Genomic DNA, 26,424 nt, shown 5'->3' on the forward strand with positions numbered 1-26,424 from the left:
GCCTCGCGGGGGCCGCTGACCGCCCGCGCACCGTCCGCTGACCGCGCTTCCCGCCGGTGGTCAGCGGCGCAGCTCCGCCACGGCCTCCTCGCGGGGGAGCGCGGCGCCCTCGGCGTAGGACGCCTCGTACGCGGCGTCGCCCACCAGCGCGCGGGCCCCGCCCTCGACGCCCTCCGCGTCGGCGTCGCGCTCGACGTCGGCGCCGCGCAGCGCGCGGGCCGCGCCGAGCAGCAGCGCGGCCCGCGCCCCGTCGCCGTCCGCGAGCGCCGCGCCCGCCAGGCCGACGGCCGCGCCCGCCTGGTTCATGAAGACCGGGTGGTCGATCGACAGGGCCAGCGACGCGCGGAACAGCTCTCTGGCCCGCGCGGTCCCGCCCTCGCGCAGCTCCACCCAGCCGAGCCCGACCAGCGCGACCGCGCGGACGGCGCCCGCGATGAACCGCTCGGACATCGGGCCGCCGAGCGCCAATTCGTACTCGCGGCGCGCCTCGGCCAGGTCGCCGCGCAGCCGCGCGACCTGCCCGAGCCCGTGGTGGGCGCCCGCGACCTTGTCGGGCGCGCCCGCGCGGCGCGCGAGGCCGCCGCCGCGCGTGTAGTCGGCGTGCGCGGCGTCCAGGTCCCCGGCGTGGACGTGCACGTCGCCGCGCCGGTAGAGCAGGTCGGCGGTGTCCTCCAGCGCGCCGAGCCGGTCGGTCAGCGCGAGCGCCTCGTCCAGCAGGGCCAGCGCGCGGGCGCGGTCGCCGCGCCAGTCGGCGAGCTGGGCGAGCGAGTCCAGCGTGTTCGCGATGCCCCAGGAGTCCCCGGCCTCGCGGAACCCGGCGACGGCCTCGCCGCAGGCCAGCTCCGCGCCCGCCAGGTCGCCCCGGAACTGGAGCAGGAACGCCGCGCTCATCCTGGTCAGCGCCTTCGACCACGGGTCGTCGCCGATCTGCCGCGTCATGACCTCGATGTCGGTGCGCTCCGGCCCCGCCGTCAGCGCCCAGGAGACGGTGACGACCGGGTAGGCGAGCGTGCGGCCGATCCCGTTCAGCAGCTCCTCGGCCCGGTCGAGCCACCCCGCCGCCCGCGCGCCGGACTCGCCGCCCCCCACCGCGTTGGCGACGCACAGGACGTACTCCTCGCCCAGGCCCTCCGGCGGCTCGGTCCCGATCTCCTCCAGCAGCGCGGTCGCCAGCGCCGCGCCCTCGATCCGCCCCCGCAGCCACCAGTACCACGACAGCGACGCGACGAGCCGCAGCGCCAGCGCCGGGTCGGGCCGGACGCTGCGCCGCAGCGCCGCGTGCAGGTTGCCGTGGTCGGCGGCGAGCCGCTCCAGCCACGCCACCTGCTCGGCGCCCCGCAGGTGCGGGTCGGCGCGCCTGGCCAGCCCGAGGAAGTACTCGGCGTGGGCCCTCCGGAACCGCTCCTCCTCGCCCGCGTCCGCGAGCCGCTCGGCGCAGAACGCGCGGACGGTGTCGAGCATCCTGAACCGCGCCCCGTCGGCCTGGAGCAGCGACTTGTCGGCCAGCCCGACGAGCAGCTCGTCGGCGTCCTCGACGTCGCACACCTCCGCCGCCGCCTCCAGCGTGAGCCCGCCGGAGAACACGGTCAGCCGCCGCGCGAGGACCTGCTCGGGGCCGTCCAGCAGGTCCCAGCTCCACCCCACGACGGCGCGCAGCGTCTGGTGCCGGGGCGCCGCGCCCCGGTTGCCGCGCGACAGCAGCCGGAACCGGTCGTCCAGCCGCGTCGCGACCTCCCCGACCGGCAGCGACCGCAGCCGCGCCGCCGCCAGCTCGATCGCCAGCGGCAGCCCGTCCAGCGCCCCGCAGATCCGCAGGACGTCCCGCGCGTTCGCCTCGTCCACCGCGAACCCCGGCCGCACCGCCGCCGCGCGGTCGGCGAACAGCCGCACCGCCGGATAGCGCGTGAGGTCACCGGCGGGCGTGCCCTCCGGCGGCAGCGCGAGCGGCGGCAGCGGACGCAGCGCCTCGCCGGTGATCCCGAGCGCCTCCCGGCTCGTCGCGAGCACCCGCAGCCTCGGGCAGGCGCTCAGCAGCCGGTGCGCCAGCCGCGCGACCGGCTCCACGACGTGCTCGCAGTTGTCGAGCACCAGCAGGATCCGCCGCCCCGCCAGCGCTGTGACCAGCCGCTCCTCCGCCCCCGGCTGCCCCTCGGCGGGCCCCGGCAGCATCCCGCTCTCGCGCAGCCCGAGCGCGCCGAGCAGCGCCTTGCCGACCTCCGTCCGGTCGACCGGCGCGAGGTCCACGAAGCGGACCTCGCCGTCCTCGCGTCCCGCCGCCTCGACCGCCAGCCGCGTCTTGCCCGCCCCGCCCGGCCCGAGCAGCGTGACCAGCCGCCCGTCCGCGAGCATGGCCCCGACCCGGCGCACCTCGTCCTCGCGGCCGACGAAGCCGGTGAGCTGCGCGGGCAACTCCCGCGCGGGCGCGGCCCCGGGCGCGGCCTCGGACGCGGGCTCGCCGCGCAGGACCGCCAGATGCGCCTCGGCCAGCTCCCGCGAGGGGTCGGCGCCGAGCTCCTCCGCCAGCAGCCGCCGCCCGTCCTCGAACACCGCGAGCGCGTCGGCCTGCCTCCCGGCCCCGTACAGGGCCCGCATGAGCAGCGCCCGCGCCCGCTCCCGCAGCGGCTGCGCGTCGAGCAGATCCCGCAGCCGGGGCACCACCGCCCCGAACTCGCCCAGCGCGATCTCCGCCTCCGCGAGATCCTCCGCCACCGCGGCCCGCGACTCCTCCAGCCGCGCCGCCTGCGCCGCCGCGAACGGCGCGCTGATGTCCGCCAGGGCAGGCCCGCGCCACAACCCGAGCGCCCGCCTCAGCACGGCCGCCGCCCGCGCGTGCTCGCCGGCCGCCAGCGCCTCCCGCCCGTCCCGCGCCAGCCGCCCGAACTCGTGGACGTCCACCAGCTCGGGCGCGACGGCCAGCCGGTACCCGGCCGCGTGCCCCTCCACGAGCCCCGCGTCCCCGAGCCCCCGCCGCAGCCGCGACACCTGCGACTGGAGCGCGTTCGCCGCCCCCTTCGGCGGCTCCTCCCCGTACAGACCGTCGATCAGCCGCTCGGCGGCGACGACCCGTCCCGCCTCCAGCAGCAGCATGGCGAGCAGCCCCCGCACCCGGGGCCCGCCCACCGCGCCCTCCGCGCCCCGGACCTCCACGGCCCCCAGAACCCCAAACCACATACCCCAATCCTCCCAGCCTGGGAGCGTGCGCGAGATCGCCGGAAAACGCCCCCTGACCAGAAGCGGCCCCGGACCCGGAACCGTGCCCGGCGCTCCGCGCGTCCAGGAGACTTGAGTGTTCGCATATCGGAAGCTGGGGGACGATGGAGCCGCTGCGACCCGCCGATCCACAGACGATCGGCCGCTACCGCCTGTCGGGACGGCTCGGCTCCGGAGGCATGGGCGAGGTGTTCTTCGGCCACTCGCCGGGCGGACGCGCCGTCGCGGTGAAGGTCGTGCGCGCCGAACTCGGCTCCGACGAGGGCTTCCGCCGCCGGTTCGCCCGCGAGGCCGAAGCCGCCCGCCGGGTCGGCGGCTTCCACACCGCGCAGGTGGTCGACATCGACCTGGACGCCGACCCGCCGTGGCTGGTCACCGCCTACGTCCCGGGCCCGTCCCTCGCCGCCGTCGTCGCCGAGCACGGCGCCCTCCCCGAGCACTCCCTGCGCGTGCTCGGCGCGGGCCTCGCCGAGGCGCTGGAGGCGATCCACGCCGCCGGGCTCGTGCACCGCGACCTGAAGCCGTCCAACATCATCATGGCCCCCGACGGCCCCCGCGTGATCGACTTCGGCATCGCCCAGGCCGACGAGGGCACCGCGCTGACCCGCACCGGCGGCTCCGTCGGCACCCCCGGCTTCATGGCCCCCGAGCACATCACCGGCGCGGACGTCGGCCCGCCCGCCGACGTCTTCGCGCTGGGAGCGGTCCTGTGCCACGCGGCGGGCGTCCGCCCCTTCGGCGAGGGCCCGGCCCACACCCTGATGTACCGGATCGTCCACGGCGAACCGACCCTGACCGGCCTCCCGCCCGCGATCCACGACATCGCCGCGTCCTGCCTGGCCAAGGACCCCGCCGCCCGCCCGACGCCGCCCGAGATCCTCGAACGCCTGACCACGGAGGCCACCCCAGACCAGTGGCTACCCCCCGAAGTAACCCAAATGGTGAGTCATCACCAGGAAACCCCGCCCCCACCCCGCCGCTCACCCTGGCCCATCTGGGCGGGCGCGGCCACGGCGGCCCTCCTCGTCACCCTGATCACGGGAGCGTTCCTCATCCACGACCCGTCGACCCCCGCCGCCGCACCCACCAAATCCGCCACCCCGACCGCGTCCGCACCGGCCGCCCACTGCACGCACGCGACCAGACGGGTGACCGACCCGACCGGCCGCAGCTTCGACACCTGGTCCTGCCAGACCGCCCGCCCGGGCCCGCTCTACCAGGAACCGACCTCCGGCCCCACGACCGGCTACCTCAGATCGACCAGCAACTGGTTCGTCTGCCAACGCCAGGGCTCCACCGACCCCGCCACCGCCTGGCTCTACACCCAGGGCGACGACCGCTACCAGAACGAGGGCTGGGGCTGGTTCCCCGCCACCTCGGTCTCCCCGACCTGGACCACCCCCCCGATCCCCGACCTCCCCACCTGCCCCTTCTAACCTGCTACCTCTGGCAGAGGTAGCCGTGCGTCTCCAGCCCTTCGGCCAGGTAGAGGGCCTCGGCGGCGCTTCCGCGGGCCGCCTGAAGGACCTTGACGTCGGCCCCACGCGCGCGGCCCCAGGCCATCGAGGCCCGCCACAGCCTCCGGCCGTAGCCTCGGCCCCGGTAGTCCGGGTGGACGGCGAAGTAAGCGGGCTGCTGGATGACCCGCCCATCCGGCCCGACCACCGCGCAAAGCGGTCCGAGCCCGCCGACGATCCGGTCGTCGGCGACCGTCACGAGGATGGGGCCGTCCCGATGCCCCGCCTTGAGACGCTGACACAGGAACTGAAAGCCCTCCGGCCCGATCTCTCCGGCGAACGCGTCGAAGGTGTCGGCGACCGGGCAGTCCGTCAGATCCCGCACCCCGTCGTCGGCGGCCTGGTCGTCGTCCGAAGAGAAGCGCTTCACCATGATCCTGCCGTGCGCCTGATCGGCGTGGTCGGAGAACCAGATCACCCGGCTGCCCGCCCCGTGGTCCCGGGCGATCCGCTCGCCAAGCCGCCTCAACGCGCTGAGATCGGGGTCGTGCGCGGCGTACCGGTAGAGCTTCACGAGTCCACCGCCGCGCGAGGTCAGCACGGGGACGATCGTCTCCAACGGGGTGTGCACGACTTCGTCGACAAGGACGTACTCGTCCTTGCTCGCCATCCAGCGGCGATCCTTGTCATAAGGCAGGAACCGTCCGGTACGGGCGATCTCCAGTACAGCGTCGAAGAGTTCCGCGGTGACGGCCTCGGGCGGCATCGGCCCGAGCGCCGGGACATACGGTGCGCGCATCACGGGCCCGAGCCAGTCCCACCGAAAACCCATGCCTCGCAGGCTAATGACGGCCGGAGGCGAAGGGGCCCCGAACCGCCGAAGCGATCCGGGGCCCTGATCGGCGCAGGTCAGAACGGGTTGTCGTCTCCGGCGGCACACGAACACACGTTGCCCACCGACAGGGCATCGACATTCGCGATGAGCGAGACCCCGGGCACCTCGACTGCGACCGGCACGGCCGGGCCCGTGGGCAGGCTCTCCGTGGGATTCGTGGGATCGGCGAACGATGGGACGGTCATACAGACTCCTCCTTCTCTCGGTGCTGGCAGTACGTGGCCAGGGGCGCCTCGGCCTTGCGGTACAGCTGTACGAGCGGCATACAGGTACCGCAGGTCCCCTGGAGCCCGCAGCCGGTGCATCCGCCCTGCCGTAGCAGCAGGGAGTCGGCGATCGCGCCGAGCCGCGACAGGCCCTCGACGCCTTCGGCGAGAAGGTCGACGGCGGGGTCGCGGCCGACCTTGCAGATCGACGCCCTTCCGAACGGGTTGACGTGGAAGAACGTGTGACCGGCGTTGCAGCCGGTGAACGGCTTCCGCCTTCGTAGGTGTTCGGCCGACTGGGTGGGCAGCGTCTCGTCCCCGCCGTAGATCGTCGGCACCATGTTCGTGTACTCCTCCATCGGTGCGCCGATCCGCTCCGCGATGTGGCGCATCATGGGTACCTCGTGGGCGTTGTGGCGCGTCACGATCATCGATAGGGAAAGGGGCAGACCCGCCTCGTGGCCCGCATCCAAGCCTTTCTTGAAGAGCCTGTACGCGCCCTTACGCCGGGTCAGCCCGTCGTAGCTCTCCTCCGTCGCGCCGTAGACGCTGAGGGTGACGCGGTCCGGCCGGCGTTCCGTCAGCAGGTCGAGCACCTTCGGGAGGAACAGACGGGACCCGTTGGAGAGGACCGTCAGCATCATGCCGAGGTCGTAGGCGGCGGCATAGGTCTCGGTGAACAGCCGGTCCACCATCGGCTCCCCACCCGTCAGCTGGAGCCACAGCACCCCGGCGTCCCGCAACGTGTGCAGAACGCGGACACGCTCCGGCAACTCCAGCCCCGCGAAGTCCTTGATTCCGAGGTAGCAGTGCTCGCAGTCGTAGTTGCAACCGAGGTTCAGCTCCCACGAGGCCCGGCCGTAGCCCAGGCCCGGGTCATCCCGAACCAGGACGGCAGGCGCGAGCGGTCTGCCCTCCAGCTCGGTGTGCCAGGCCTGCCGCGCTGCCTTCACCAGCCAGTCCGGACACGGTGACGTCGGGGCGGTCTCGGCCAGTTCCCGATACAGATACGCGGGCATGGTCCCGCCCTCCTTTCGGCCGGGCTTTACCATGACGAAACGACCCATATAGGGGCTGACGATCAGCTCATGCACGAGGCTTCCCTCTCCCGGGGAGCTTCGAGAATGTCGGTGCGACAAAATGTTTCGAGCCATCGGGTAGGCCTCCAGAACGGCGATCAGGTACGAATCGCGCCACCTGGATCGACTTTGCCCCGTGCCCTGGGTCGAAGGCCAGAGAATTAGCAGGCTTTAGCAGCTATGTGGTCGGCGGCCTGTAGTCGACATGGGGTACGGCGCGTTCCCACACCTGCTCAAAGGCGAGCAGGCACCGGGCGACCGCGTCAGGAGCGCTGGTGAACACTTCTTCTCCGGTATCGGTGCCATCTCCGGCGCAGAAGTTGTAGGCGACGACCCGGCTGTCCACGAGCCAGAAGTCAGCACCGGGCAGCAACAGGTCGAACGCCTGGGTCCTCGGGAGCCAGCGGACCTCCTCTCCCGCCTCGATGTTCTCGTCGGTGATCATGTGCTCCCACTGGATCTCCCGGCTCAGCGGCTCGGAGACGACGCGGGCGCGCCGCATCCTTACTCCCCGGCTGACGAGGTCGCGCACCAGGTCCGTGAACGGAGTGCGGTCGTACCGTCCGGTACCACCGTTGAGCCAGTCGAGGTACGCCGGATGGCCGGGCGTGTAGGTGTCGCGCATCTCCAAGTGGATCGCTGAGTGCTTCGCACCCATGACCAGGTCCTCCACGGTCACGGGGCGGTGCCGCTCCTGCCCTCGTCGTAGGTGCCGCCGATCGCCTCCCCGATGGTCGGGATCATGTTCTCGCCGAGCCAGACGATGGACTCGTCAGCGGCCGGAGGAATGTCTCTGGCGAGCCTTGCCAGCACCTCGGGATCGGTTTCGGTCTTTCCCTGAAAGTAGATCCGACGGGTTTCCTTGTCTCGCCATACCGCAGGGCACTTGAGATCAACACTTTCTGGGTCTTGACCGACAAACTCGATCATTCTTCCCGCCTTCGAGAGGGCTCAGGTTCGGGTGGGGTGCTACCTTCAGCACCTTCGCCCGGCGATGGATTCGACGTCAGGGCGCCCATTGCGGCATGGACCAGCTCGACTACGCTTCGACCATGGACCGCGAGCGTCCGCAGCCTGTCGAAGGAGGCGACGTACATCGCGATCTCGGCAGGCTGAGTGAGTGAGAGGTAACCCGAGACCAACTCGACATTCACCTCTGTTTCGTCGGTTATGAAGAACGTCTCCTCGGGCCATACTCCGAACCCCCTGACCTCGCGGCGCGCTGTCCGCGGGATCACGCCGAGTGCCACGGACGGAAGCCGCATGGCCGCGAGTACGTGCTCAAGTTGTTCGAGGTGGGTCGTCCGGGTGGTAACCCGATGCCAGAGGACATCTTCCTCCAGGAGGAACACGAACCGCTTTCCGGGAAGCCGGAGAACCGCCTGCCGGTCCAGGCGCGCGGCAACCGCCTCGGCGATGTCATCGACCTCGACGGCCTGCTCCATCCAGGCGGCGGTGAGAGCCGTCGTGATGTAGCCGGCCGTCTGCATCAATCCGGGGATGCCTCTCGTGCAGTAGGCACGAATGAGGCGGGCTTTGTCGTAGCGGCCCCTGACTCGATCCTGCTGGCCCTTTAGCCCCGCCAGGTTCAGCTCGGCATAACTCAGCCACATCCCGACCACTGCTGCCTGCTCCGCTTCGAGTTCCCGCTGCCGGTGCGATGGGGCCTCGGCGATGCGGCACCAGAGATCGATGTGGGCTGCCGTGATGCTCCTTCGGCCCTTCTCGACCTGCGAGATGACCACGGTGTTCTTCCAGCCCGCCTGAGCCGCGAAGACCTTCGGGGTGATCTTGGCGGCTTCGCGCAGTTCGCGGAGCCGGGCACCAAGCCGTTCGCGTGCCGCTTGGGCGGAGGAGGATGATGAGGTGACCACCGGAAGCGAGGTGCTAGCCGCGATCCGATCGGATCTGGTGAAGAAAGGTCAGCCATTCGTCCTTGGTGAACTCCACGATCGGGCCCATGCCGTGGAGTTCGGTGTCACGTACACCGATGGTCCCATCTGCTGCACGACCGACCTCAACACAGTGGCCGTCGGGGTTGCTGTGACGGGACTTGCGCCAGCCCCGAAAGTTCTTGGTCATAATCCCGATCCTGTCCGATCGGTGATGTGATTGGCTACCCGGTTGAGGAAGTCGAGGCTGTCCTTGGTGGTCAAGGCAGCTGCTCTGAGCCGGTCGTACATCCGGGCGTAGCGTGCGACCTCACCTCGCTGGGTGACGATCAGGTCGGTGGCGATGGTGTCGACCACCCCTATCGGGGGGTCACCTGCTTCGGGAAATGTGTAGAGGCAGAAAGATGACTGCGGGAGATGGCCGCCGGGGATGCGGGCATCGTGTAGGAGGACACGGATAGTGATCCGTTCCTCGGTGGAGATGACTGTGATCATGTGCCTGAGCTGAGCCGCCATTGCCTGTGAGGGAACTGCCAGCCTCTGGATGACGCATTCGTCCAGGATGGTTTCGTGGTGCGGGCCGTCCGGTCGGAGCAGTTCACGTTGCCGCTGTGCGCGGGCCTCCGCCATCCGGCTCGGCCGGTAGTCGAGGGTGCGCTGGCTCTCGTCCAGGGCGACGAGGGCGTCGATGAACTCGGGGCACTGCAAGGCGCCCGGCATCGCGGTCTGGTCGTAGCAGCGGACGGTGTCGGCGTTGTACTCCAGGTCGGCCGCGAGCTTCTGGCGGGGGCCCATGGACATGCCGTACTTGTCCCACCAGCCCTTCTGGGCGGCCTCGCGGGCCAGTTTGAGGAGCCTGTCGTACTTGCTGCCGGTGATCTCCAGGGTGTCGAGCATGTTCATGATGTCGACGAGGTCGGGGCGGACCTGGGCGGTCTCCAGGCGGGTGATCTTCGTCCGGGAGTGGAAGACGAGGCGGGCCAGGTCGTCGGTCGTCAGGCCGTGGCTCTCGCGGAGCTTGCGGATCTCGGCCGCCAGCTGGCGGCGGCGGACGTAGGGGCTCGGCATGACCGCCTCCCGGGGACAGCGCCTTCGGCGGCTGACTCTGAGTTACCGCACTGTCCGGGACTGTAGCGGTCGGTAGTCGAGGCGTCGCGACAAATGGGCAGGTCGGCGGTGTGCTGGACGAATCCGCACGTGCGAATTTCGCACGTGCGCGCATCGCATGTACCTCCTACCGATGTGCCGAATGGCTCCCCGGGCCATGCGAATGCCGATTCTCCGTGCCTGTGACTCGACCGGCTGTGACGCTTGCCTCGTGGAAGAGGAGTGACTCGACACATCCCGCAATGCCGTTCCCGACATGATCAGAGGTGTTCCCATGTCACCGGTAGTGCTCTTGGCGAGAGAGTCCGTGCCGCTGCTCTGGCGGCGGACCTTCTCCGGCGGTCCCGAGCAGGCCCGTGCCGTCCGGCGGTTCGTCGGCTGCCTGCTGGCCGGATGCCCCCGCCTCGACGATGTCCTGCTCGCCGCCGACGAACTCGCCGCCAACGCGATCCGGCACACCAGGTCCGGCCTGGACGGCGGGACGTTCGCCGTCGAGGTCGCCCGGTGCGGCCGCGTGGTCGTGGTGTCGGTCGCCGACCAGGGCGGGCCGGATGAGCCCGCCGTCACCGACGCGGACGAGTCCGCCGAGAGCGGGCGCGGGCTGCGCACCGTCTCGCTCACGGCCCGGAGTTGGGGCTGGCACGGCAACGCCGACGGCCGCACGGTCACCGCCGTGTTCGCCGCGTGAGCGGCCCGGCGTCCTGGACGCACACCGAGGTCGGCAAGGGCGTGCACGCCGCGATGACCGCCGCGCTGCGCGCGGACCCGCACGCGATCGACGCCGTCCTCGTGGAGGACGGGCGGCTCGATCCGGACAGCCGGAGGTTCGTCGGCCAGGCGCGCGGGCTGGTGCTCGCCTGCGGCACGGCCATGACGCGCGTGCTCGCGGTGCACCGTCCCGGCGACGACCCCTACGGGCGCGAGATCTGCCGTGGCTGCGGCACCCCCGACTGCCGGACGCTGCGAGGGGTCGACCATGTTCTGGCCGCCTACTCGGTGCGTCCGGTGGTCGTCGACCGGGCGGAGGCGTGGCGCCGTGCGGACGCCTGGCTCCGCCGTCGCGGGCGTTCCGTGCCGTTGGCCGTCGCGGAGTTCCCCGGCGGGTTCGTCGCCCGGCCGGTCGAGAGCGTGACCGATGAACCCGGTCCGCTGCTCGTCGTCGACCGGTACACCGGTGCGCTCAGCCGCTGGCCGCGCATGCCTTTCGAAGCGCTGGTCCGCGAGTACGAGCGCTCGGTCAGCCGAGCAGGCTTGTCAGGAACTTCTGTGTCTCCTCGTCCACGGAGTAGATGAGCGTCCCGGCCATGCCCCGGGTCAGCAGCACCTTGTAGGTGTTGAGGATCAGCCCCGCCGCCTCCGCGTCGGTGACGGTCTTCGGGCGCAGCGCCGGGTCGCGGCTCGCCCCGCGCCTCGGGACGAGCCGCCCGTCGCGGTACACCAGGTCGGGTCCGAGGATCACGCCGTTCCAGTCGTACTCGAATCCCTGCGCGGTGTAGACGCACCCGACCTGCCCGAACCCGCCGGGGTTTGTGGCCCACAGCTCGCTCGGCGGCGCGTCGCCGATGGACCGGTCGCCCTTGACGTTCCACGGCCGGGCCCAGTCCCCGATCACCACGTCCGGGACGAGCGACTGCTCATAGGCTCCGGCGTCCTTGCGGGGGTCGCTCCACCGCCAGCAGAACCCGGCGGTCATCCGGGCGGTGCGTCCCGCCTCGTGCTGGACGCGCAGCAGCGCCTCCAACTCGCCAGGGGACTCGGCGAGGGAGACCTCGAAGTCGTCGTCGCCCGTCCACGGCTCCGCCGGGCCCTCGTGCAGGCCGAGCAGCCGCAGCACCCACTCCTCGTACTTGCGGCTCCCGCCGCAGCGGAACTGCTCGTCCAGCGAGACGTGCTGGACGCTCAGCCCCTTCGAACGGGCGTGCTCGCGGATCTCCTCCAGCGTCCCCATCTCACCCGGCCGGACGTTCTGCTGCCCGTCCAGCAGGAACACCGGCACCCGCGCCGCGTCGATCAGCTCGTCGACCTGGGGGCGGCCGGTGCGCAGGCGGGCGGGCGTGTACCGGTTCGCCGACACCTTCCGGATGCGGTGCGCCTCGTCGCAGACCAGAACCTCAAGATCGTTCCGCTCGGCCTCCATGAAGTTGTTGAAGTACTTGAACATCGCCTTCGTGCGCGGGGAGCCCTTGGCGACGTGGCGGCGCATCGTCTCCGTGAACGACTTGGAGCCGGTGGCGTGCAGCACCGGCAGGCCCCGCCGGGACAGCTCGCCGAGCAGCGAGAGCGCGATCACGCTCTTGCCGCTCCCGGGCCCGCCGGTGATCACCACGACGGTCTTCAGGTCCTCCCGGCGCGCCCGCTCGACCGCGTGCAGGACGATCTCGAACGCCAGCCGCTGCTCGTCCAGCAGCACGAACTGGTCGCGGTCGCGGATCTCCCGCGCCGCGTGCGCGAGCAGCTGCTTGGACGGCCGGACCTCGCTGCTCAGGAACCGGTCGGCGGCGGCGCGGCCGGGGGCGGGCGCGAACCGGTCGCGCAGGTAGTCGACGAACGCGCCGCGCGTCGACTGCGTGAACAGCCGGGTCCGGTCGTCCTCGACGGCGTCGTAGAGGTCGACGACGTCGCCCCGGGCCGCGTTGTGCAGGTACGCGACGGCGTGCAGCGCCTCGGGCCTGTCGGCCAGCTCCACCAGGAAGCCGTAGATGTAGTCGGTGTACCCCTTGGCCTGGAGGGCCGGGTGGAGCTTCGGCCTTCCCGTCATGTTGTGGACGAGGACGCGGGTCGGGTCCTCGTCCCACACCTCGGCGCGGCTCCACTGCTTCAGCTCGACGACCACATACGCGTCGCCGCCGGTGCGCCGGTCGACCCCCGCGAGGACGACGTCGGCGCGCTTGCTCGTCAGCGGCAGCCTGTACTCGATGAGCATCTCGACCTGGCCGAGGCCCGCCTCGACGAGGTCCTGGGCGACCACGGGGAGGCTGCGCTCCCACGACCGCACCTCCGACGCCGAGACGTTGAGCCCGTCCCGCATCTTCATCTGCTCGGCGAGGACCTGCGAGAACCTCCGCTCGGCGGGTGACAGCAACGACGCGGCGGTACGACGGAAGACCGTCAAGGGAACATCCCCCAGGCAGCACGAAATTCTCGTGCGGTATGGGGGCGTATCCCGTGCCCGTGATCAGTCGGGGAGGGGGAAGCCCGTCGGGCCGCAACTCCTTACGGGGAGAGGCTATCGGCGGCCGCCGACATTCCTCACCGGTTCAGGGGCGGGGCCTTGCGCGCGGATCCCCGGTAGGACGCGGCGTCGTAGCGCCGCCCGCTCTCGTCCAGCTTGTCGTGCGCGGCGCGGTCCAGGTCGACGCCGAGGACGTCGGCGAGCCGGGTGAGGTAGATGGCGACGTCGCCCAGCTCGGCCCGGACGCGGCGGGCCGACTCCGGGTCGGCCATCACCGCCGCCGACTCCTCCGGGGTGAGCCACTGGAACTCCGCGACCAGCTCGCCGACCTCGCCGGCGAGGGCCATCGCGAGGTTCTTCGGCGTGTGGAACCGCTCCCACTCGCGCGCCGCCGCGAACTCCCGGAGCCGTTCGGCGAGCGTCCCGTCGTCATGCATCCCCCCAGGCTAGACAACCGCCGCCGGGACGCGGCGGCGCCCCGGCGCGCGGGCGCCGCGAGATTCGGGGGCTCCGGTTTTTCGCCACTGTGTGTGCGGGGGCGGGTGCTGGGCGTAGCTTTCTGCAGGGTGGGACGAGCGGAGGGGTGATGAATCGGACGATCTTGCTGGCGGCGGTGGCGGGGTTCGTGGCGATCGCGTTCGCGCCGCCGACGCCGGTCGGGACGCCGGCGCAGGCGCGGGGGCCGCGCGGAGGGCGCGCCGATTCGGGGGTGCGGTTCCTGTGCTGGGCGCCCGGCGGTTGGCTGCACTGCCAGGACGTGCTCGTGCCGCCGGGGCGCAGGCTCGTCGTCCGCGACCGCGCGTCCAGGGAGGGGGTCTCCTTTGTTGTGCGCGTCGGCGACGCCGAGGTGGGCGGGGGGATGGTGGGAGCGGGGGAGGAGAGGGCGGTGTGGTGGAACGGCGGGGCGGACGCGGTCACGGTCGGCGTGGACGTCCGGGGCGCGGGAGTCTGGGTCGAGGGGACGATGTCCACCCCGCGGTAGGGCGGGTCAGTCGGTGACGCGCAGGACGCGGAGCTGGCAGGCGATCAGGCGGTAGTAGCCGACGAGGGTGACCAGCTCGTACAGGAGGTTCAGGCCGAGGGCGGCGGTGGCCTCGGCGAAGGCGGTGTCGGTGAGGTCGCCGGTGGCGGCCAGTTCGCGGGCGGCGGCGAGCACGGCGGTCTCGGACGGGTCCTCCAGCGGGCAGGCGGCGCCCGCGCGGACGGCCTCGATCTGCTCCTCGGTGAGCCCGGCCCCCCGCGCCGCGTGGGCGTGGACGGCCCATTCGTACTCGGAGTGCTCCTGCGCCGCGACGGTGAGGATCGCCAGTTCCTTCTGCCGGGCGGTGAAGCCCGTCCGGTAGCGGACGGCGTTGCCGAGTTCCTGGAGGGAGTCGCCGAGTTCCGGGCTGAGCAGCATGCCGTTGAAGGGGCCGCGCAGGCGGCCCTCGTCGTCGGCGAGCGGGAAGGGGCGCGGGCCGGTGGCGCGGGCGCTGTCGAGCAGCCGGTCGTAGAGCGCGCGCTGCTCGTCGGTCAGGTCCGCTGGCCGGAGCGCGTCGACGCGGGCTGGCATTCATGTCCCCCGGTTGTGTGTGGTTCAGCGGGTGTTCCCGGCGGCGGGCGCGCCGTCCGGCTGGAAGGTGGAGTGGTAGGTGAACAGGCGGCGCTCGTTCGCGAGCGCGCGCCGCATGATCTCGGTGCGCCACGGCGTGTCCGTCGCGGCGCGGAAGGTCTCGGTGTCGAAGACCGACGGGTCGTCGATCTCGTGCAGGGCGAGCAGGCGCGGCGCGTCGCCGTCCTCCAGGGCGAAGCGGCGGACGCGGCGCCAGCCCGGGATCGCGAGCAGGGCGGGGACGTGCTCGCGCTCGTACCACTCGTCGACGTCGGCCGCGTGCTCGGGCTCGACCGCGAGGGACCGTGCCAGCAGCAGCGGCGGGGGAGCGGTGCCGGGCGCGCCGTGCTCGGCCAGCAGCCGGTAGACGCGGCGCTCGAAGACCTCCAGCGCCGCGATCACCGACCGCTCCCGGTCGCTGCGGTGTTCGCGCAGGTCGCGGTAGCGGGGGGTGTGGAGGACGGCCAGGTCAAGGTCGTACCATGCGAGCCAGGACGGCACCTCGCCGTCGCCGGCGCGGTACCGGTGGCCTCGATGGACGCCGGGCAGGGCGAGCCTGGCCGGGCCGTGCTCGGTGTCGTACCAGTCGTGGAACGCCGCTTCGTCGCCGTCGCGCGGCTGCGACAGGACGTAGAGCAGACCTTCCGCCACGGTGGACCCTCCCGATCGGTGTGTTTCCCCTGCCGGGAGCTGGCGGCAGCGGGTAGGTTTGTTCTACTGACGAACATGTGTACGTCAGTAGAATACTTTGAGGGCGGGAGTCAGGGATGTCAAGGCAGGACCCCGATGTGATCGACTCGGTCGAGAAGGCGTTCCGCGTGCTGGAGACGTTCTCGGCGGAGCACCCGTCGCTGACCGTCAGCGAGGCGGCCGAGCTGACCGGGCTGTCGCGCGCGACCGCGCGGCGCATCCTTCTGACCTGCGTCCGGCTCGGATTCGCCGAGGTGGACGACCGCCGGTTCCGGCTGCTGCCGCGCGTCCTGCGGCTCGGGTACGGCTACCTCGCCTCGCTGCCGATCTGGGACCGGGCCCAGCCGCACATGCGGCGGCTGGCCGACGAGGTGCGCGAGTCGTGCTCGGCCGCCACCCTGGACGGCGGGGAGATCGTCTACGTCGCCCGCGTCCCCGCCAACCGGAGCATGTCGATCGTGCTCAACGTGGGCTCGCGGCTGCCCGCCTACCCCACGTCCATGGGGCGCGTGCTGCTGGCCGCGCTGCCGCCGGACGCGCTGCGCGAGCACCTCGCGGCCGTCGCCCTGGAGCCGCTCACCCCGCACACGATCACCGACCCCGGCGAGCTGGAGAAGGAGCTGGACCGGGTGCGGGAGCGGGGCTACGCGCTGGTGGACGGGGAGCGCGAGGAGGGCGTGCGCTCGGCGGCGGCGCCGGTGCGCGACGGGAGCGGCGCCGTGATCGCGGCCATCAACGTCTCGGCCAACGCCGGACGGGTGTCGGTGGACGAGCTGCGCGAGCACCAGGTCCCGCTGCTGCTCCGGACGGCGGACGCGATCTCCCGCGACATCGGCTTCGTCCCCGCCCCCTGAGCCCCCTCGGGCCGCTCCCACCGATTCCCAACCCCGCCGTCGCACACTGCCTCTTGACCTGGTCGGAGAGGTCGGTCACACTCACCATCTAACTGACGTACAACTGTGCGACTGGCGAACAGAGGAACCGCGATGTCCCGTGCCGCTTCCCTCCTACGGACCGCCTTCACCACGCGACTCTGGCTGACGGTCCTGGTCGCCCTCGCCCTCGGCGCCGCGCTCGGCCTCGCGGCGCCGGACGCGGGAGCGTCCCTGCAACCACTCGGCGACGGCTTCATCTCGCTGATCCGGATGCTGGTCGGGCCGGTGATCTTCTGCACGATCGTCACCGGCGTCGTCTCGGCGGGAGCGCTCGCGGGCATGGGCCGGATCGGCGTCAAGGCGCTGGTCTACTTCGAGGTCGTCACCACGATCGCGCTGATCATGGGCCTGGTGGTGATGGACGTCCTGCGGCCCGGGGACGGCGTCCACGCGGATCCGAACGCCATCAAGCTCGCGGGGAAGGCGAGCGAGTACGCCTCCGAGGGCGAGCACCAGCACTGGTACGACTTCCTGGTCAACACGATCCCCGACAGCGTCGTCGGCGCGTTCGTGGACGGCAACGTCCTGCAGATCCTGCTGGTCTCGGTGCTGTTCGCGATCGCCGTCAAGATGATGGGCGAGCGCGGCGCCCCCATCGGACGCGGCGTCGAGCGGGTCGGCGAGGCCGTCTTCGGCATCGTCAAGCTCGTCATGTACCTGGCGCCGTTCGGCGCGTTCGGCGCGATGGCCTACACCACCGGCAAGTTCGGGACGAAGACGCTGACCAGCCTCGGCACGTTCGTCGGGCTGTTCTGGCTGACCGGGATCGTCTTCTGCCTCGTCGTGCTTGGCACCGTCGCCCGGATCTGCGGCATCCGCGTCCTGCCGCTGTACCGCTACTTCAAGGACGAACTGCTCATCACCCTCGGCACCGCCAACTACGAGGCCGTGATGCCGCAGCTCATCGAGAAGCTGGAGCGGCTCGGCTGCCCGAAGCCGATCGTCGGGCTCGTCGTCCCGTCCGGGTACGCGTTCAACTCCGACGGCGTCTGCCTCTACATGGGGTTCGCGGGCCTCTACATCGCGCAGGCCTTCGACATCGACCTGTCGATCTGGCAGCAGCTCGGCCTGCTCGCGGTGTTCCTGCTGACCTCCAAGGGCGGCGCCGGGATCGCCGGCGCGGGCTTCGTGCTCCTGGCGGCCACGCTGTCGACCACGGGCACCGTCCCGGTCGCGGGCATCATGCTGATCTTCGGCGTCGACCGGTTCCTGTCGATGATGCGCGGCATCGTGAGCCTGTGCGGGCAGATGCTGGCGAGCATCGTCGTCAGCGCGTGGGAGGGCGTCTTCGACCGCGAGCGGGCGCTGCTGGTGCTGTCCGGGCGCGCCCCCGCCGAGGACGGCCCGGCCGCGGCGGAGCCCGCGCCCTCGGCCGCCGCCGCGGTGGGAGGGAACGCGTGACCAGCGGACCGGAGAGCAGGGTGGAAGGCAGGCTGGCGGGCAAGGTCGCCCTCGTCACCGGCGCGGGCAGCGCGGGGCCGGGCTGGGGAAACGGGCGCGCGACCGCCGTCGTGTTCGCGCGCGAGGGCGCCCGGGTGTTCGCGGTCGACCGGGACGCCGCGTCCCTCGCCCGGACCATGGAGCTGATCGGGGAGGCCGGGGGAGAGGGCCGCCCCTACGAGTGCGACGTGACCGACGCCGCCGCCGTCGCCACGATGACCGAGGCGTGCCAGGCCGTCTACGGGCGGATCGACGTGCTGGTCTGCAACGTCGGCGGGTCGCGTCCGGGCGGCGCGGCCGACCTCGACGAGCGGACCTGGGACGGGCAGCTCGGCCTCAACCTCACGAGCGCCTACCTCGCCTGCCGGAGCGTCCTGCCGGTGATGCGCGAGCAGGGCGGCGGGGCCATCGTCAACATCGCCTCCACGTCCGGGATCCGCTACACCGGCTCGCCGCAGGCCGCCTACGCGGCGGCCAAGGCCGGGGTGATCCAGCTGTCGCGGGTCACCGCCGTCGAGCACGCCGAGCACGGCATCCGGGTCAACACGGTCGTGCCGGGCCAGCTCCACACGCCGATGGTCGAGGCGCGCCTCGCGGCCCAGCGCACCGGCGGCAACGTGGGACGGCTGCTCCGCGAGCGGCTGAACCGCATCCCGCTCGGGTTCATGGGGGACGGCCGCGACACCGCCCACGCGGCGCTGTTCCTGGCCTCCGACGAGGCGCGGTTCGTGACCGGCACGGAGATCGTCGTGGACGGCGGGATGACCGCCCGCTGCGACTGACCGGCCGATCTTGGCCGGTCCTGGCCGTTTCCGCCATTCCGCTGAACGTGCCGCGAATTCTTGGTGGGACGAAGCGGCTATTGTGGGGCAATTGGGAGCGGCAAGGGCGAAAACTGCCAAAGATTGTTGATCAGGCCGTGGGCTTCACGGAATGGCGGGCCGGGTACAAGGAGATCGACACAATTCGATACCCGGCCCCGGAGTTCAGATGCGCCTTCCCCGCCCCTGTCTGATCGCACTCGGAGTGGCGGCGTTCACCGCCGGTTCGCTCGCCCTGCCCGCCACCGCCTCGGCGGCCGGCCCCGACTACGTCGCCCTCGGCGACTCCTACTCCTCCGGCACGGGCGCGGGAGACTACGACCCCGCCAGCGGGGACTGCAACCGCAGCGCCAACGCCTACCCCAAGCTCTGGGCGGCGTCGCACTCCACCGGCTCGTTCAGGTTCGCCGCGTGCTCCGGGGCGACCACCGACACGGTCGCGAGCGGCCAGTTGGACTCGCTCAACTCCTCCACCGACCTCGTGAGCATCACCGTCGGCGGGAACGACGCCGGATTCTCCGACGTCATGCAGGTCTGCGTGCTCCAGTCGGAGTCGGCGTGCCTGACCGCGGTGGACAACGCCAAGACCTATATCAGGAACACCCTCCCCGGACGGCTCGACTCGATCTATTCCAAGATCCGGGTGAAGGCGCCCTCCGCGCGCGTCGTGGTGCTCGGCTACCCGCGGCTCTACAAGATCGTCAAAGTGTGCGTGGGGCTGAGCAACACCAAGCGCACCGCGCTCAACGGCGCCGCCGACGCCCTCGACACCACGGTCTCCTCGGCGACCGGCCGCGCCGGCTTCACCTTCTCCGACGTGCGGGACGAGTTCGCCGGCCACGAGCTGTGCTCCGGCGACGACTGGCTCAACTCGGTGACCCTGCCGATCGAGTCGTCCTACCACCCGACCGCCCTGGGCCAGAGGCTCGGCTACCTGCCGGCCTTCAGCGGCTCCGCCAAGCTGGTGCACTCCCTGTCCTGAAGGACCGGCTGACGAGAGAAGGGGCGGACGCCCGCGTCCGCCCCTTCTTCGTGCCCTCATCCGGCGGCGCGGCGGCGGCGCCAGTACGCGACGGTCACGGCGGCCAGCAGCGGGCCCCACAGCACGAGCGGCAGGTAGGCGCCGTAGGCGAGCACGCCCTCCCAGGTGCCCAGGTCCATCGGGTCCGAGCCCTCGACGGGCCGGCCCTGGACGGTCTTCTCCCAGGGGACGAACACGGCCAGGGTCCCCCACAGGGGAGTCAGGATGGCCGCGCCCAGCGCGGCGGGGATGACGGCGCCGAGCGTCGGGACGCGGCGTCCGCGCAGGAAGGGCACCCAGCGGGGGAACACCTCGCCCCACGTGCAGACCAGGCCGACCGCGGTGAAAGCGAGCCCCTCCGACAGCAGCGACAGCAGCACCACGTAGACCTCGCCGGGCAGCCAGGACGGCAGGTTGCCGTCGGCCCCGGCGTCGTCGGCGCCGTTGACGATCGGCACGTGGAGGGTGACGCCGACGATCCGCCAGAGGCTGGAGGGCAGGACGAGGAACGGGATGGCGAGGGCGGCGGTCCGCGCCCAGCGGGGCACGCCGGCGACGGGTTCGTGCGCGGCCCGCCAGGCCGCGCCCGCACGGGCGGTGAGGACTGTGCTCATGCCCTCAAGATCGCAGTGCGGACCGGCCGCGCGGATCGCCTCTCCGGGGGAACCGCCTCCCCCGCGCAGGGGAGCCCATTAATGATCTACAACGTAAAGGCGCCGGGCGGGTTCACCGGCGGAGCGTCCGGCACGTGGCGAGGCCCACCGGGACGGGCGCCCAGAAGGTGATCGCGCGGAACAGCAGCACCGCCTGCAGCGCCGGCCCGGCGGGGATGCCGAGCGCCGCGAGCGCGGCGACGAGCGCGGCCTCGGTGGAGCCGACGCCGCCGGGCGAGGGCACGGCCGAACCCGCCGCGGCCCCGACGAGGTAGGCGGCGAGCAGGGCGGAGACGTCGCCGGGCCCGGCGCCGGTCGCGGGGACGGCCCACACGCTGAGCGCGAACGCCAGGGCGAGGATGAACGTGGTCGTCGCGGACGCGCCGAGCGTGACGGCGAGGTCGCGGGGGCGGCGGCACAGGTCGGCGAACCCCGCGACCGCGCGCCCGACGAGGGCGGAGCGGGCGGCGCGGCGGCCGGTCAGCACGGCGGCGGGGAGCAGCACCCCGGCGCCGACCAGCAGCGGGACCGGCGGGACGAGCGCGGCGGCGCGCGCGAAGTGCACGCGCGCCGCGTCCAGCATGCGGTCGTCGCCGCCCGCGCCGAGGACGGCGGCCATGAGCAGCAGGTCGGCGGGCAGCCCGGCGGCCTGGAGCACGGCGACGGCGACGGCGGCGCGGGGGAGCGGCAGGCCGCGGCAGACGAGGTAGCGGGTGTTGACCGCGACGGCGCCGAGACCGCCGGGGGTGACGCGGTTGGCGGCGGCGGCGGTGAACTGCGTCAGCGTCGCCTCGTACAGGGGGAGGCGGTGGCCGGACGCGCCGCGCAGCGCGATCGCCGCGACCACGTAGTGCAGGGCCGCCAGCAGGACGAGGACGGGCAGGAAGCCCCAGCGCATGTGCCGGACCGCCGTCAGGGCCGGACGCGCGGGCCCGGTGCCGAAGACCAGGACCGCGACGGTGGCGAGGGCCGCGAGCAGGACGCCCGCGGCGGCCCGGCGGATCGCGCTCCGCCGGGCCGCCGAGGCCGCGCGGGTCGTGGGCGTCGTCGGTGTCGTGGGTGCCGTCGGGATGGCGGGGGGCGTGCCGGCGGGGGCGGCGATCGTCTCCACACCCTTGTTGTCGGTGTTCCGGTTGACGGCTGTGCGACCGTGGGCTGCCGGGGAGGGGAACGCTCCATGGGAGGTTGGTGGGCGGGCGCGGTCCCGGGGAGGGACCGCGCCGGACCGGTCAGGCGGTCCAGTGCGGGTCGCGGCCGAGGTAGTGCAGGAGGGCGGTCTCGTCGTCGCCGGCGCCCTCGATGGCGGGGGCGTAGGCGCCGTACCGGCGGAGCGGCTCGACGATCTGCCGGGCGACGTCGAGCAGGCCGACCGCGAGGCCGGGGGTGAGCGGGGACGGCTGCCCGGTCGCCCTGGCGATGTCCCAGGCGTGGACGGCGGCGTCCAGCGCGGCGGCGCCCGCCCCGACGGCCGGGGGCAGGGCGTGCGGCGGGACGGGGACGGGCACGCTCTCCGCGTCCGCGCCGACGGTGGCCCACGCGGCGGCGCAGGCGGCGACCATCGGCTCCAGCAGGTCGGCGGGCGCGCCGTCGATCACGCCGGACGGGGCGAAGGGGTTGAAGTCGGGGCCGGGCCCACCGGTGATGGCGGCGGCGAAGGCGAGCTGGTCTCCGGCGGCGTGCTGGACGACCTGGGCCACGTTCCACTCGGCGCAGGGGGTGGGGCGCGTCCAGGCGCCGGCGGGGACGCGGCGGACGGTTCCGAGCAGGGCGGCGTGGGCGGCGTCGAGCAGGTCCCAGCCGGTGGTGAGGCCGGTGCCGGGGGTGCTGTTCGGGGTGGTCATCGCGCTGTCTCCTCGTCGTTGGCGATGCCTCCAGTCTAGCAGAACGGAATGATTCGTTCCACTCAAACTTTTCCGGATCCGGGCGCCGTTTTGGGCCACGCCATTGATTCTTTTCACACTATGCTTAACATGCACTACCAACCGTGACCGTCACCCGATGGGGGAGTGTGACGACCATGACCAGCGCCCACCAGCGCCTGGGCGAGCGCATCCGGGACTTCCGCGGCGCCAGGGGCGGGCGCCGCATGCGGCCCGCCAAGGCACCGGGGACCAGGGCGATCGTGCTCACCTGCAGCGACTACCTGGCCATCGCCGAGCATCCGTCGATCACCGGCGCGATGATCGCGAGCCTGCGCGCGGCCGACGGCGCCGCGCCGATGCCCGGCCCCTGCCTGCCCGACGACCATCCGCAGATCGAGCTGGGCGAGCGGTTCGCGCGGCACCTGGGCGCGGGCGCGGGGGTGCTGTGCCCGTCGGGCTGGGCCGCCAACACCGGGCTGCTGCAGGTCGTCGCGGGGCCCGACGTCCCCGTCTACCTGGACGTCCTGGCGCACATGTCGCTGTGGGAGGGCGCGCGGGCGGCGGGCGCCGAGATCGCCTACTTCCGCCACAACGACCTCGACCACCTGCGCCGGCGGATCGAGGTCGGCGGCTCGGGCGTGATCGTCGCCGACGCCGTCTACAGCACCGACGGCTCGGTGTGCCCGCTGCCGGGCCTGGTGGAGGTGGCGCGCGAGCACGGCTGCCTGCTGGTGGTCGACGAGTCGCACTCGCTCGGCACGCACGGCGAGCGCGGCGAGGGGCTGGCCCGCGAGCTGGGCCTGGAGAGCGGCGTGGACTTCCGCACCGCGAGCCTCGCCAAGGCGCTCCCGGGGCGGGCCGGGCTGATCGCGTGCAACCGTCCCGACTTCGTCGAGTACTTCAAGCACACGGCGTTCCCGTCGGTGTTCAGCACGACGCTGCTCCCGCACGACATCGCGGGGCTGTCGGCGGCGCTGGAGGTCGTCCGGGACGAGTCCTGGCGGCGGGAGCGGCTGCGCACGGTCACCCGGCGGCTGCGCCGCGGCCTGGCCGCGCTCGGCTACGACCTGGCGGAGGGCGACACGCAGATCATCGCGCTCCAGACGCGGTCGGAGGGCGAGGCGATGCTGCTGCGGGACGCGCTGGCCGCCCGCGACATCTTCAGCGCCGCGCTGTTCCCGCCGGCGACGTCGCTGCGGCGCACGATCGTCCGGCTGTCGACGCACGCGGGCCTGAGCGACGACGACGTCGAGCGGATCCTGGTCGCCTGCCGCGAGCTGTGCGACAAGGCGCAGACCCCGGCGTCCCCCGCCCCCCACCGCGCCTAGGGCGGGGCGGGTCGCGTCGCCAGCCCGGCCACGACCCGCCAGGCGCGCTTCGTCAGGCGCGCTTCGTCAGGCGCGACGCGAGAGAGCGGCCGCGGGCGTGAGCGGTCAAGGGCGGTCCGCCAGGCGCGACCCACCAAGCGCGGCGGGCGGGGGCGGCCGCGGGCGTGAGTGGTCAGGGGCGGTCCGCCGGGCGCGGCGGCTACGGGCGTGGGGGGGCGGGCGCGGTTGGTGGTGAGGGATCAGGGGGACAGTTCGGCGGCGAGGGCGGCGGCGAAGGCGTCCACGTCGGACTCGGTCGTGTCGAACGAGCACACCCAGCGGACCTCGCCGGTCCGCTCGTCCCAGGTGTAGAAGGCGAACCGCTCGCGGAGCCGTTCCGCGACGTCCTTCGGGATGACCGCGAACACCTCGTTCGCCTCGACCGGCTGGGTGATCTCCATACCCGGGACGGCGCGCGCCGCGTCCGCGAGCCGCCGGGCCATGGCGTTGGCGTGCCGGGCGTTGCGCAGCCACAGGTCGCCCTCCAGCAGCGCGACGAGCTGCGCCGACACGTACCGCATCTTGGACGCGAGCTGCATGCCCGCCTTGCGCAGGAACGCCGTCCCGCGCACCGCGTCCGGGTTCAGCACGATGATCGCCTCGCCCATCAGCAGCCCGTTCTTGGTGCCGCCGAACGACAGGACGTCGACTCCGGCGTCGGTGGTGAGCGCGCCCAGCGGCAGGTCGAGGGACGCGGCGGCGTTGGCGAGGCGGGCGCCGTCCATGTGGAGCAGCATGCCGCGCTCGTGCGCCGCCGCCGCGACGTCGGCGACCTGCGCCGCGGTGTAGACGGTGCCGAGTTCGGTGCTCTGGCTGATCGACACCGCCGACGGCTGCGCGCGCTGGATGTTGCCGAACCCGGTGGCGTACCGCTCGACCAACTCCGGGGTGAGCCTGCCGTCCGGGGTCGGCGCGGTGATCAGCTTCAGCCCGGCGATCTTCTCGGCGGCGCCGCACTCGTCGGTGTTGACGTGCGCGGAGTCGGGGCAGATCACCGCGCTCCACCGCTCCGACATCGCCTGGAGTGACACGACGTTCGCGCCCGTCCCGTTGAACACCGGGAACACCTCGGCGCGCGCGCCGAAGTGGCGCCGGACGACCTCGCCGAGCCGCGCGGTGGTCGTGTCGGCGCCGTAGGCGGGCTGGTGGCCGTGGTTCACCTCGGCCAGCGCCGCGAGGACGTCGGGGTGGACGGTGGCCTGGTTGTCGCTGGCGAAGCCGCGCGCCGCGCGGCCAGGGGAGGGGGAGGGGTCAGGAGAGGTCACGGCGGGTTCCGTTCAGGTCGGCGGCGGGCTCGTCCCACAGCGCGGCGACGGCGGCGGCCAGGTCGTCGACGTGCGTGAGCCGGGAGAGGTCGGCGTCCGGCCGCTGCTCGCGCATCGCGTCGGTCAGCAGCGCCTCGACCACGAGGATCACGGCGGCGGCGCCGGTGCCCGTGAACGAGTCGGCCATGGCCAGCGTCCACGCCTCCGCCGCGGCCTTGGCGGTGGCGTAGGCGGCGGCGTTCTCCCGGGGCTGCCGCGCCGCGTGCTGCGACACGATCGCGAACCGTCCGGCGGGGGAGGCGCTCAGGTGCGGGTGGAAGGCCAGCGTCGCGTGCTGGACGGTGCGGACGAGCTGGTCGTGCAGGAACGCCCAGTCGCCCAGGTCGGTGTCGGGGAAGGGCGTGCCGCCGCGCCAGCCGCCCACCAGGTGGACGAGCCCGTCGACCCGTCCGAAGCGGGCGGCGACGTCGTTCGCCCACGCGCGGGTGGCGGCCTCGTCGGCCAGGTCCACGACCGAGGGGGTGACGCGTTCGTCGTCCCAGGTGAAGGGGTGCCGTGCGGCGGCGACGACGTGCGCGCCGCCGGCCGCCAGCCGCCGTGTCACGGCCTGCCCGGCGGCGCCGTTCGCGCCGGTCACCACCACGATCTTCTCCGTGCCGCCCGCTGGGTCGTCCGCCGACTTCGTCATGCCGCCCATCATCGCGGATCATGTGCGGCGCACGCGCGGCAGGGCCGGGTGCGGGCGGGTCGGCCGGGCCGCGCGGACGGGTCAGGCGGGGCGGTCGGTGACGTGCTCGGCGGCGTGCTCGGCGGCCACGGGCGGCGCGTGGTCGGGCACCGGGTCGGGGACGGGGGCGGGCGGACCCGCCGGGCGCAGGGCCGCGCGTTCGCCGACGGCGCTGTCGCGGGCGGCGCCGACCAGCAGGGCGTCGACGTCGTCGCCGAGCCGGGCCACGCTGGCCTGTACGTCGCGCCACAGCCCGGCGCGCTGCTCCATCTGGCCGAGCTTGGTGCGCAGGTCGCCGAGGCGGCGTTCGGCGCTGTCGAGGCGGGCGTGTCCGGCGGCGGTGTCGCGGCCGGTGCGGATCAGGCCCGCGGCCACGGCGGTCAGGTCGCGCTCGGTGTCGTCCATCCGCTCGTCGATGCGCGGCAGGACGCGGTCGTTCAGCTGCCCGACCAGGGAGTCGACCTCGGCGCGCAGGCCCGCGAGCTCCGCCTCGCGCGCCCGGACGCTCTCCTCCAGGGCGCGGATACGCTCGGCGAGGGCGGGCAGCAGCCGGCCGATCTCCTCGACGCGTTCCAGGTCCCGTCCGAGTCTGCCGAGCAGGCGCACACCCTCGCGGGCACCCTCGCGCAGGTGGCGCTCCGCCTCGATGGCGGTGCGGCGGACAAGACCCGGGATCATGGTCATGGTGCTCCCTCCAGGAGCCGGCGAACGGGGTGCTCCTTAACTGTAGGCGAACCGCCGTGAAAGGGTTCATGTACTTTGCGTGGCGGTCCGCTGGACGGGCGCGACGCGGCACGTGCACAGCCCCCGGCTGACGATGAGCCGGGCGCGGTCGGCGGTGTAGTCGGTCCGGCTCAGGGCCGGGCGGACCCGCTGACAGGTCAGACACAGCATGCTCGTTCCTCCCCCTCTTCCCTCCCCCTCGCGCCGGACGCGGCCGATGTCGGCCGCCCGCCCGCGCGTGTCCCCCGGACGCGCGCGGGGCGGTGGGGGCGGACGGCCCCCCGCTCCCCGGCGTGGAGGTACGGTAAGCG

At 72.8% G+C, this 26,424-nt stretch carries 29 protein-coding genes; 9 read left to right on the forward strand and 20 right to left on the reverse strand.

Annotated elements, in window-relative coordinates; translation table 11 throughout:
* Window positions 1–60: 60 nt before the first annotated feature.
* Complete coding sequence (locus tag KLI87_RS25790) at window positions 61–3,171, reverse strand: BTAD domain-containing putative transcriptional regulator (protein WP_214619010.1); 3,111 nt, start codon at window positions 3,169–3,171, stop codon at window positions 61–63.
* A gap of 143 nt (window positions 3,172–3,314) precedes the next feature.
* Here KLI87_RS25790 and KLI87_RS41120 point away from each other — a divergent pair, with 143 nt between their 5' ends.
* On the forward strand, window positions 3,315–4,646 hold the full coding sequence (locus KLI87_RS41120) for a serine/threonine-protein kinase (protein WP_214619011.1): 1,332 nt from the start codon (window positions 3,315–3,317) through the stop codon (window positions 4,644–4,646).
* 4 nt (window positions 4,647–4,650) lie between these two features.
* Here KLI87_RS41120 and KLI87_RS25800 read toward each other — a convergent pair whose 3' ends face one another.
* The 8 genes from KLI87_RS25800 to KLI87_RS25835 all read right to left on the reverse strand — a co-directional run bounded on the left by KLI87_RS25800 (window position 4,651) and on the right by KLI87_RS25835 (window position 9,807).
* On the reverse strand, window positions 4,651–5,499 hold the full coding sequence (locus KLI87_RS25800) for a GNAT family N-acetyltransferase (protein WP_214619012.1): 849 nt from the start codon (window positions 5,497–5,499) through the stop codon (window positions 4,651–4,653).
* Window positions 5,500–5,576: 77 nt separating this feature from the next.
* Window positions 5,577–5,747: a hypothetical protein gene (locus KLI87_RS25805; RefSeq protein WP_214619013.1), complete on the reverse strand. Its 171-nt coding sequence runs from the start codon at window positions 5,745–5,747 to the stop codon at window positions 5,577–5,579.
* Window positions 5,744–6,862 (reverse strand): radical SAM protein, encoded by a 1,119-nt coding sequence (locus KLI87_RS25810; RefSeq protein WP_214619014.1) that lies wholly within the window; start codon window positions 6,860–6,862, stop codon window positions 5,744–5,746. The genes KLI87_RS25805 and KLI87_RS25810 overlap by 4 nt, the downstream gene beginning before the upstream one ends.
* Window positions 6,863–7,025: 163 nt before the next feature.
* Window positions 7,026–7,526 (reverse strand): DUF6879 family protein, encoded by a 501-nt coding sequence (locus KLI87_RS25815; RefSeq protein ID WP_214619015.1) that lies wholly within the window; start codon window positions 7,524–7,526, stop codon window positions 7,026–7,028.
* The gene (locus KLI87_RS25820; RefSeq protein WP_214619016.1) at window positions 7,523–7,777 is read right to left on the reverse strand and encodes a hypothetical protein; all 255 of its coding nucleotides are present in this window, start codon (window positions 7,775–7,777) and stop codon (window positions 7,523–7,525) included. The genes KLI87_RS25815 and KLI87_RS25820 overlap by 4 nt, the downstream gene beginning before the upstream one ends.
* Window positions 7,774–8,721, reverse strand: coding sequence for a helix-turn-helix transcriptional regulator (locus tag KLI87_RS40360; RefSeq protein ID WP_214619017.1), 948 nt, complete (start codon window positions 8,719–8,721; stop codon window positions 7,774–7,776). The genes KLI87_RS25820 and KLI87_RS40360 overlap by 4 nt, the downstream gene beginning before the upstream one ends.
* A gap of 13 nt (window positions 8,722–8,734) precedes the next feature.
* A complete protein-coding gene (locus KLI87_RS25830) occupies window positions 8,735–8,929 on the reverse strand; it encodes a DUF397 domain-containing protein (RefSeq protein ID WP_214619018.1) in 195 nt (64 codons plus the stop codon).
* Complete coding sequence (locus KLI87_RS25835; RefSeq protein ID WP_214619019.1) at window positions 8,926–9,807, reverse strand: helix-turn-helix transcriptional regulator; 882 nt, start codon at window positions 9,805–9,807, stop codon at window positions 8,926–8,928. The genes KLI87_RS25830 and KLI87_RS25835 overlap by 4 nt, the downstream gene beginning before the upstream one ends.
* Before the next feature lie 313 nt (window positions 9,808–10,120).
* Between KLI87_RS25835 and KLI87_RS25840 the strand changes: the two genes are divergently transcribed.
* The gene (locus KLI87_RS25840; RefSeq protein WP_214619020.1) at window positions 10,121–10,534 is read left to right on the forward strand and encodes an ATP-binding protein; all 414 of its coding nucleotides are present in this window, start codon (window positions 10,121–10,123) and stop codon (window positions 10,532–10,534) included.
* Window positions 10,531–11,139: a hypothetical protein gene (locus KLI87_RS25845; protein WP_214619021.1), complete on the forward strand. Its 609-nt coding sequence runs from the start codon at window positions 10,531–10,533 to the stop codon at window positions 11,137–11,139. The genes KLI87_RS25840 and KLI87_RS25845 overlap by 4 nt, the downstream gene beginning before the upstream one ends.
* On the opposite strand, the gene KLI87_RS25850 is transcribed toward KLI87_RS25845, so the two are convergent.
* Both KLI87_RS25850 and KLI87_RS25855 read right to left on the reverse strand, forming a co-directional pair.
* A complete protein-coding gene (locus KLI87_RS25850; RefSeq protein ID WP_250904205.1) occupies window positions 11,084–12,958 on the reverse strand; it encodes a DUF2075 domain-containing protein in 1,875 nt (624 codons plus the stop codon). The genes KLI87_RS25845 and KLI87_RS25850 overlap by 56 nt on opposite strands.
* 137 nt (window positions 12,959–13,095) lie before the next feature.
* Window positions 13,096–13,455, reverse strand: coding sequence for a nucleotide pyrophosphohydrolase (locus tag KLI87_RS25855; RefSeq protein WP_214619022.1), 360 nt, complete (start codon window positions 13,453–13,455; stop codon window positions 13,096–13,098).
* A 149-nt stretch (window positions 13,456–13,604) separates the two neighbouring features.
* Here KLI87_RS25855 and KLI87_RS25860 point away from each other — a divergent pair, with 149 nt between their 5' ends.
* A complete protein-coding gene (locus tag KLI87_RS25860) occupies window positions 13,605–14,000 on the forward strand; it encodes a hypothetical protein (RefSeq protein ID WP_214619023.1) in 396 nt (131 codons plus the stop codon).
* Window positions 14,001–14,006: 6 nt separating this feature from the next.
* Here KLI87_RS25860 and KLI87_RS25865 read toward each other — a convergent pair whose 3' ends face one another.
* Window positions 14,007–14,570, reverse strand: coding sequence for a carboxymuconolactone decarboxylase family protein (locus tag KLI87_RS25865; protein ID WP_156215467.1), 564 nt, complete (start codon window positions 14,568–14,570; stop codon window positions 14,007–14,009).
* A gap of 24 nt (window positions 14,571–14,594) precedes the next feature.
* Window positions 14,595–15,260 carry a DUF4286 family protein gene (locus tag KLI87_RS25870; protein ID WP_214619024.1) on the reverse strand — a complete coding sequence of 222 codons (666 nt, stop codon included), beginning with the start codon at window positions 15,258–15,260 and terminating at the stop codon, window positions 14,595–14,597.
* A gap of 116 nt (window positions 15,261–15,376) precedes the next feature.
* Between KLI87_RS25870 and KLI87_RS25875 the strand changes: the two genes are divergently transcribed.
* From KLI87_RS25875 to KLI87_RS25890, 4 genes are all read left to right on the forward strand, one after another.
* Window positions 15,377–16,153, forward strand: coding sequence for an IclR family transcriptional regulator C-terminal domain-containing protein (locus KLI87_RS25875; protein WP_156215469.1), 777 nt, complete (start codon window positions 15,377–15,379; stop codon window positions 16,151–16,153).
* Window positions 16,154–16,285: 132 nt separating this feature from the next.
* On the forward strand, window positions 16,286–17,635 hold the full coding sequence (locus tag KLI87_RS25880; RefSeq protein ID WP_156215470.1) for a cation:dicarboxylate symporter family transporter: 1,350 nt from the start codon (window positions 16,286–16,288) through the stop codon (window positions 17,633–17,635).
* Window positions 17,632–18,456 carry an SDR family NAD(P)-dependent oxidoreductase gene (locus KLI87_RS25885; RefSeq protein WP_214619025.1) on the forward strand — a complete coding sequence of 275 codons (825 nt, stop codon included), beginning with the start codon at window positions 17,632–17,634 and terminating at the stop codon, window positions 18,454–18,456. Before KLI87_RS25880 ends, KLI87_RS25885 begins: the two co-directional genes overlap by 4 nt.
* A gap of 208 nt (window positions 18,457–18,664) precedes the next feature.
* The gene (locus tag KLI87_RS25890) at window positions 18,665–19,477 is read left to right on the forward strand and encodes an SGNH/GDSL hydrolase family protein (protein ID WP_156215471.1); all 813 of its coding nucleotides are present in this window, start codon (window positions 18,665–18,667) and stop codon (window positions 19,475–19,477) included.
* Window positions 19,478–19,533: 56 nt separating this feature from the next.
* Here the strand turns inward: KLI87_RS25890 and KLI87_RS25895 are convergent, their stop codons facing one another.
* The 3 genes from KLI87_RS25895 to KLI87_RS25905 all read right to left on the reverse strand — a co-directional run bounded on the left by KLI87_RS25895 (window position 19,534) and on the right by KLI87_RS25905 (window position 22,010).
* A complete protein-coding gene (locus KLI87_RS25895; RefSeq protein ID WP_250904206.1) occupies window positions 19,534–20,130 on the reverse strand; it encodes a hypothetical protein in 597 nt (198 codons plus the stop codon).
* A 112-nt stretch (window positions 20,131–20,242) separates the two neighbouring features.
* Complete coding sequence (locus tag KLI87_RS25900; protein ID WP_214619026.1) at window positions 20,243–21,280, reverse strand: lysylphosphatidylglycerol synthase transmembrane domain-containing protein; 1,038 nt, start codon at window positions 21,278–21,280, stop codon at window positions 20,243–20,245.
* Between the two features lie 118 nt (window positions 21,281–21,398).
* Window positions 21,399–22,010 (reverse strand): TIGR03086 family metal-binding protein, encoded by a 612-nt coding sequence (locus KLI87_RS25905; protein WP_214619027.1) that lies wholly within the window; start codon window positions 22,008–22,010, stop codon window positions 21,399–21,401.
* Between the two features lie 176 nt (window positions 22,011–22,186).
* On the opposite strand from KLI87_RS25905, the gene cqsA reads away from it, so the two are divergent.
* Window positions 22,187–23,359: an alpha-hydroxyketone-type quorum-sensing autoinducer synthase gene (cqsA, locus tag KLI87_RS25910; RefSeq protein WP_156215475.1), complete on the forward strand. Its 1,173-nt coding sequence runs from the start codon at window positions 22,187–22,189 to the stop codon at window positions 23,357–23,359.
* 239 nt (window positions 23,360–23,598) lie between these two features.
* On the opposite strand, the gene KLI87_RS25915 is transcribed toward cqsA, so the two are convergent.
* From KLI87_RS25915 to KLI87_RS25930, 4 genes are all read right to left on the reverse strand, one after another.
* Complete coding sequence (locus KLI87_RS25915; protein ID WP_214619028.1) at window positions 23,599–24,663, reverse strand: low specificity L-threonine aldolase; 1,065 nt, start codon at window positions 24,661–24,663, stop codon at window positions 23,599–23,601.
* Window positions 24,650–25,351: an SDR family NAD(P)-dependent oxidoreductase gene (locus tag KLI87_RS25920; protein WP_156215476.1), complete on the reverse strand. Its 702-nt coding sequence runs from the start codon at window positions 25,349–25,351 to the stop codon at window positions 24,650–24,652. The genes KLI87_RS25915 and KLI87_RS25920 overlap by 14 nt, the downstream gene beginning before the upstream one ends.
* A gap of 81 nt (window positions 25,352–25,432) precedes the next feature.
* Complete coding sequence (locus KLI87_RS25925) at window positions 25,433–26,074, reverse strand: hypothetical protein (RefSeq protein WP_156215477.1); 642 nt, start codon at window positions 26,072–26,074, stop codon at window positions 25,433–25,435.
* A 66-nt stretch (window positions 26,075–26,140) separates the two neighbouring features.
* A complete protein-coding gene (locus KLI87_RS25930; RefSeq protein ID WP_214619029.1) occupies window positions 26,141–26,284 on the reverse strand; it encodes a hypothetical protein in 144 nt (47 codons plus the stop codon).
* Window positions 26,285–26,424 lie beyond the last annotated feature (140 nt).

The organism is Actinomadura sp. NEAU-AAG7, from assembly GCF_018603865.1.
Lineage (GTDB): Bacteria > Actinomycetota > Actinomycetes > Streptosporangiales > Streptosporangiaceae > Spirillospora > Spirillospora litoris.

Coding starts and splice junctions, on each gene's coding strand:
- KLI87_RS25790 (WP_214619010.1), bottom strand. CDS start 3,171: ATGTGGTTTGGGGTTCTGGGGGCCGTGGAGGTCCGGGGCGCGGAGGGC.
- KLI87_RS41120 (WP_214619011.1), top strand. CDS start 3,315: ATGGAGCCGCTGCGACCCGCCGATCCACAGACGATCGGCCGCTACCGC.
- KLI87_RS25800 (WP_214619012.1), bottom strand. CDS start 5,499: ATGGGTTTTCGGTGGGACTGGCTCGGGCCCGTGATGCGCGCACCGTAT.
- KLI87_RS25805 (WP_214619013.1), bottom strand. CDS start 5,747: ATGACCGTCCCATCGTTCGCCGATCCCACGAATCCCACGGAGAGCCTG.
- KLI87_RS25820 (WP_214619016.1), bottom strand. CDS start 7,777: ATGATCGAGTTTGTCGGTCAAGACCCAGAAAGTGTTGATCTCAAGTGC.
- KLI87_RS25830 (WP_214619018.1), bottom strand. CDS start 8,929: ATGACCAAGAACTTTCGGGGCTGGCGCAAGTCCCGTCACAGCAACCCC.
- KLI87_RS25835 (WP_214619019.1), bottom strand. CDS start 9,807: ATGCCGAGCCCCTACGTCCGCCGCCGCCAGCTGGCGGCCGAGATCCGC.
- KLI87_RS25840 (WP_214619020.1), top strand. CDS start 10,121: ATGTCACCGGTAGTGCTCTTGGCGAGAGAGTCCGTGCCGCTGCTCTGG.
- KLI87_RS25855 (WP_214619022.1), bottom strand. CDS start 13,455: ATGCATGACGACGGGACGCTCGCCGAACGGCTCCGGGAGTTCGCGGCG.
- KLI87_RS25860 (WP_214619023.1), top strand. CDS start 13,605: ATGAATCGGACGATCTTGCTGGCGGCGGTGGCGGGGTTCGTGGCGATC.
- KLI87_RS25865 (WP_156215467.1), bottom strand. CDS start 14,570: ATGCCAGCCCGCGTCGACGCGCTCCGGCCAGCGGACCTGACCGACGAG.
- KLI87_RS25875 (WP_156215469.1), top strand. CDS start 15,377: ATGTCAAGGCAGGACCCCGATGTGATCGACTCGGTCGAGAAGGCGTTC.
- KLI87_RS25880 (WP_156215470.1), top strand. CDS start 16,286: ATGTCCCGTGCCGCTTCCCTCCTACGGACCGCCTTCACCACGCGACTC.
- KLI87_RS25890 (WP_156215471.1), top strand. CDS start 18,665: ATGCGCCTTCCCCGCCCCTGTCTGATCGCACTCGGAGTGGCGGCGTTC.
- KLI87_RS25895 (WP_250904206.1), bottom strand. CDS start 20,130: ATGAGCACAGTCCTCACCGCCCGTGCGGGCGCGGCCTGGCGGGCCGCG.
- KLI87_RS25905 (WP_214619027.1), bottom strand. CDS start 22,010: ATGACCACCCCGAACAGCACCCCCGGCACCGGCCTCACCACCGGCTGG.
- cqsA (WP_156215475.1), top strand. CDS start 22,187: ATGACCAGCGCCCACCAGCGCCTGGGCGAGCGCATCCGGGACTTCCGC.
- KLI87_RS25920 (WP_156215476.1), bottom strand. CDS start 25,351: ATGACGAAGTCGGCGGACGACCCAGCGGGCGGCACGGAGAAGATCGTG.
- KLI87_RS25925 (WP_156215477.1), bottom strand. CDS start 26,074: ATGACCATGATCCCGGGTCTTGTCCGCCGCACCGCCATCGAGGCGGAG.
- KLI87_RS25930 (WP_214619029.1), bottom strand. CDS start 26,284: ATGCTGTGTCTGACCTGTCAGCGGGTCCGCCCGGCCCTGAGCCGGACC.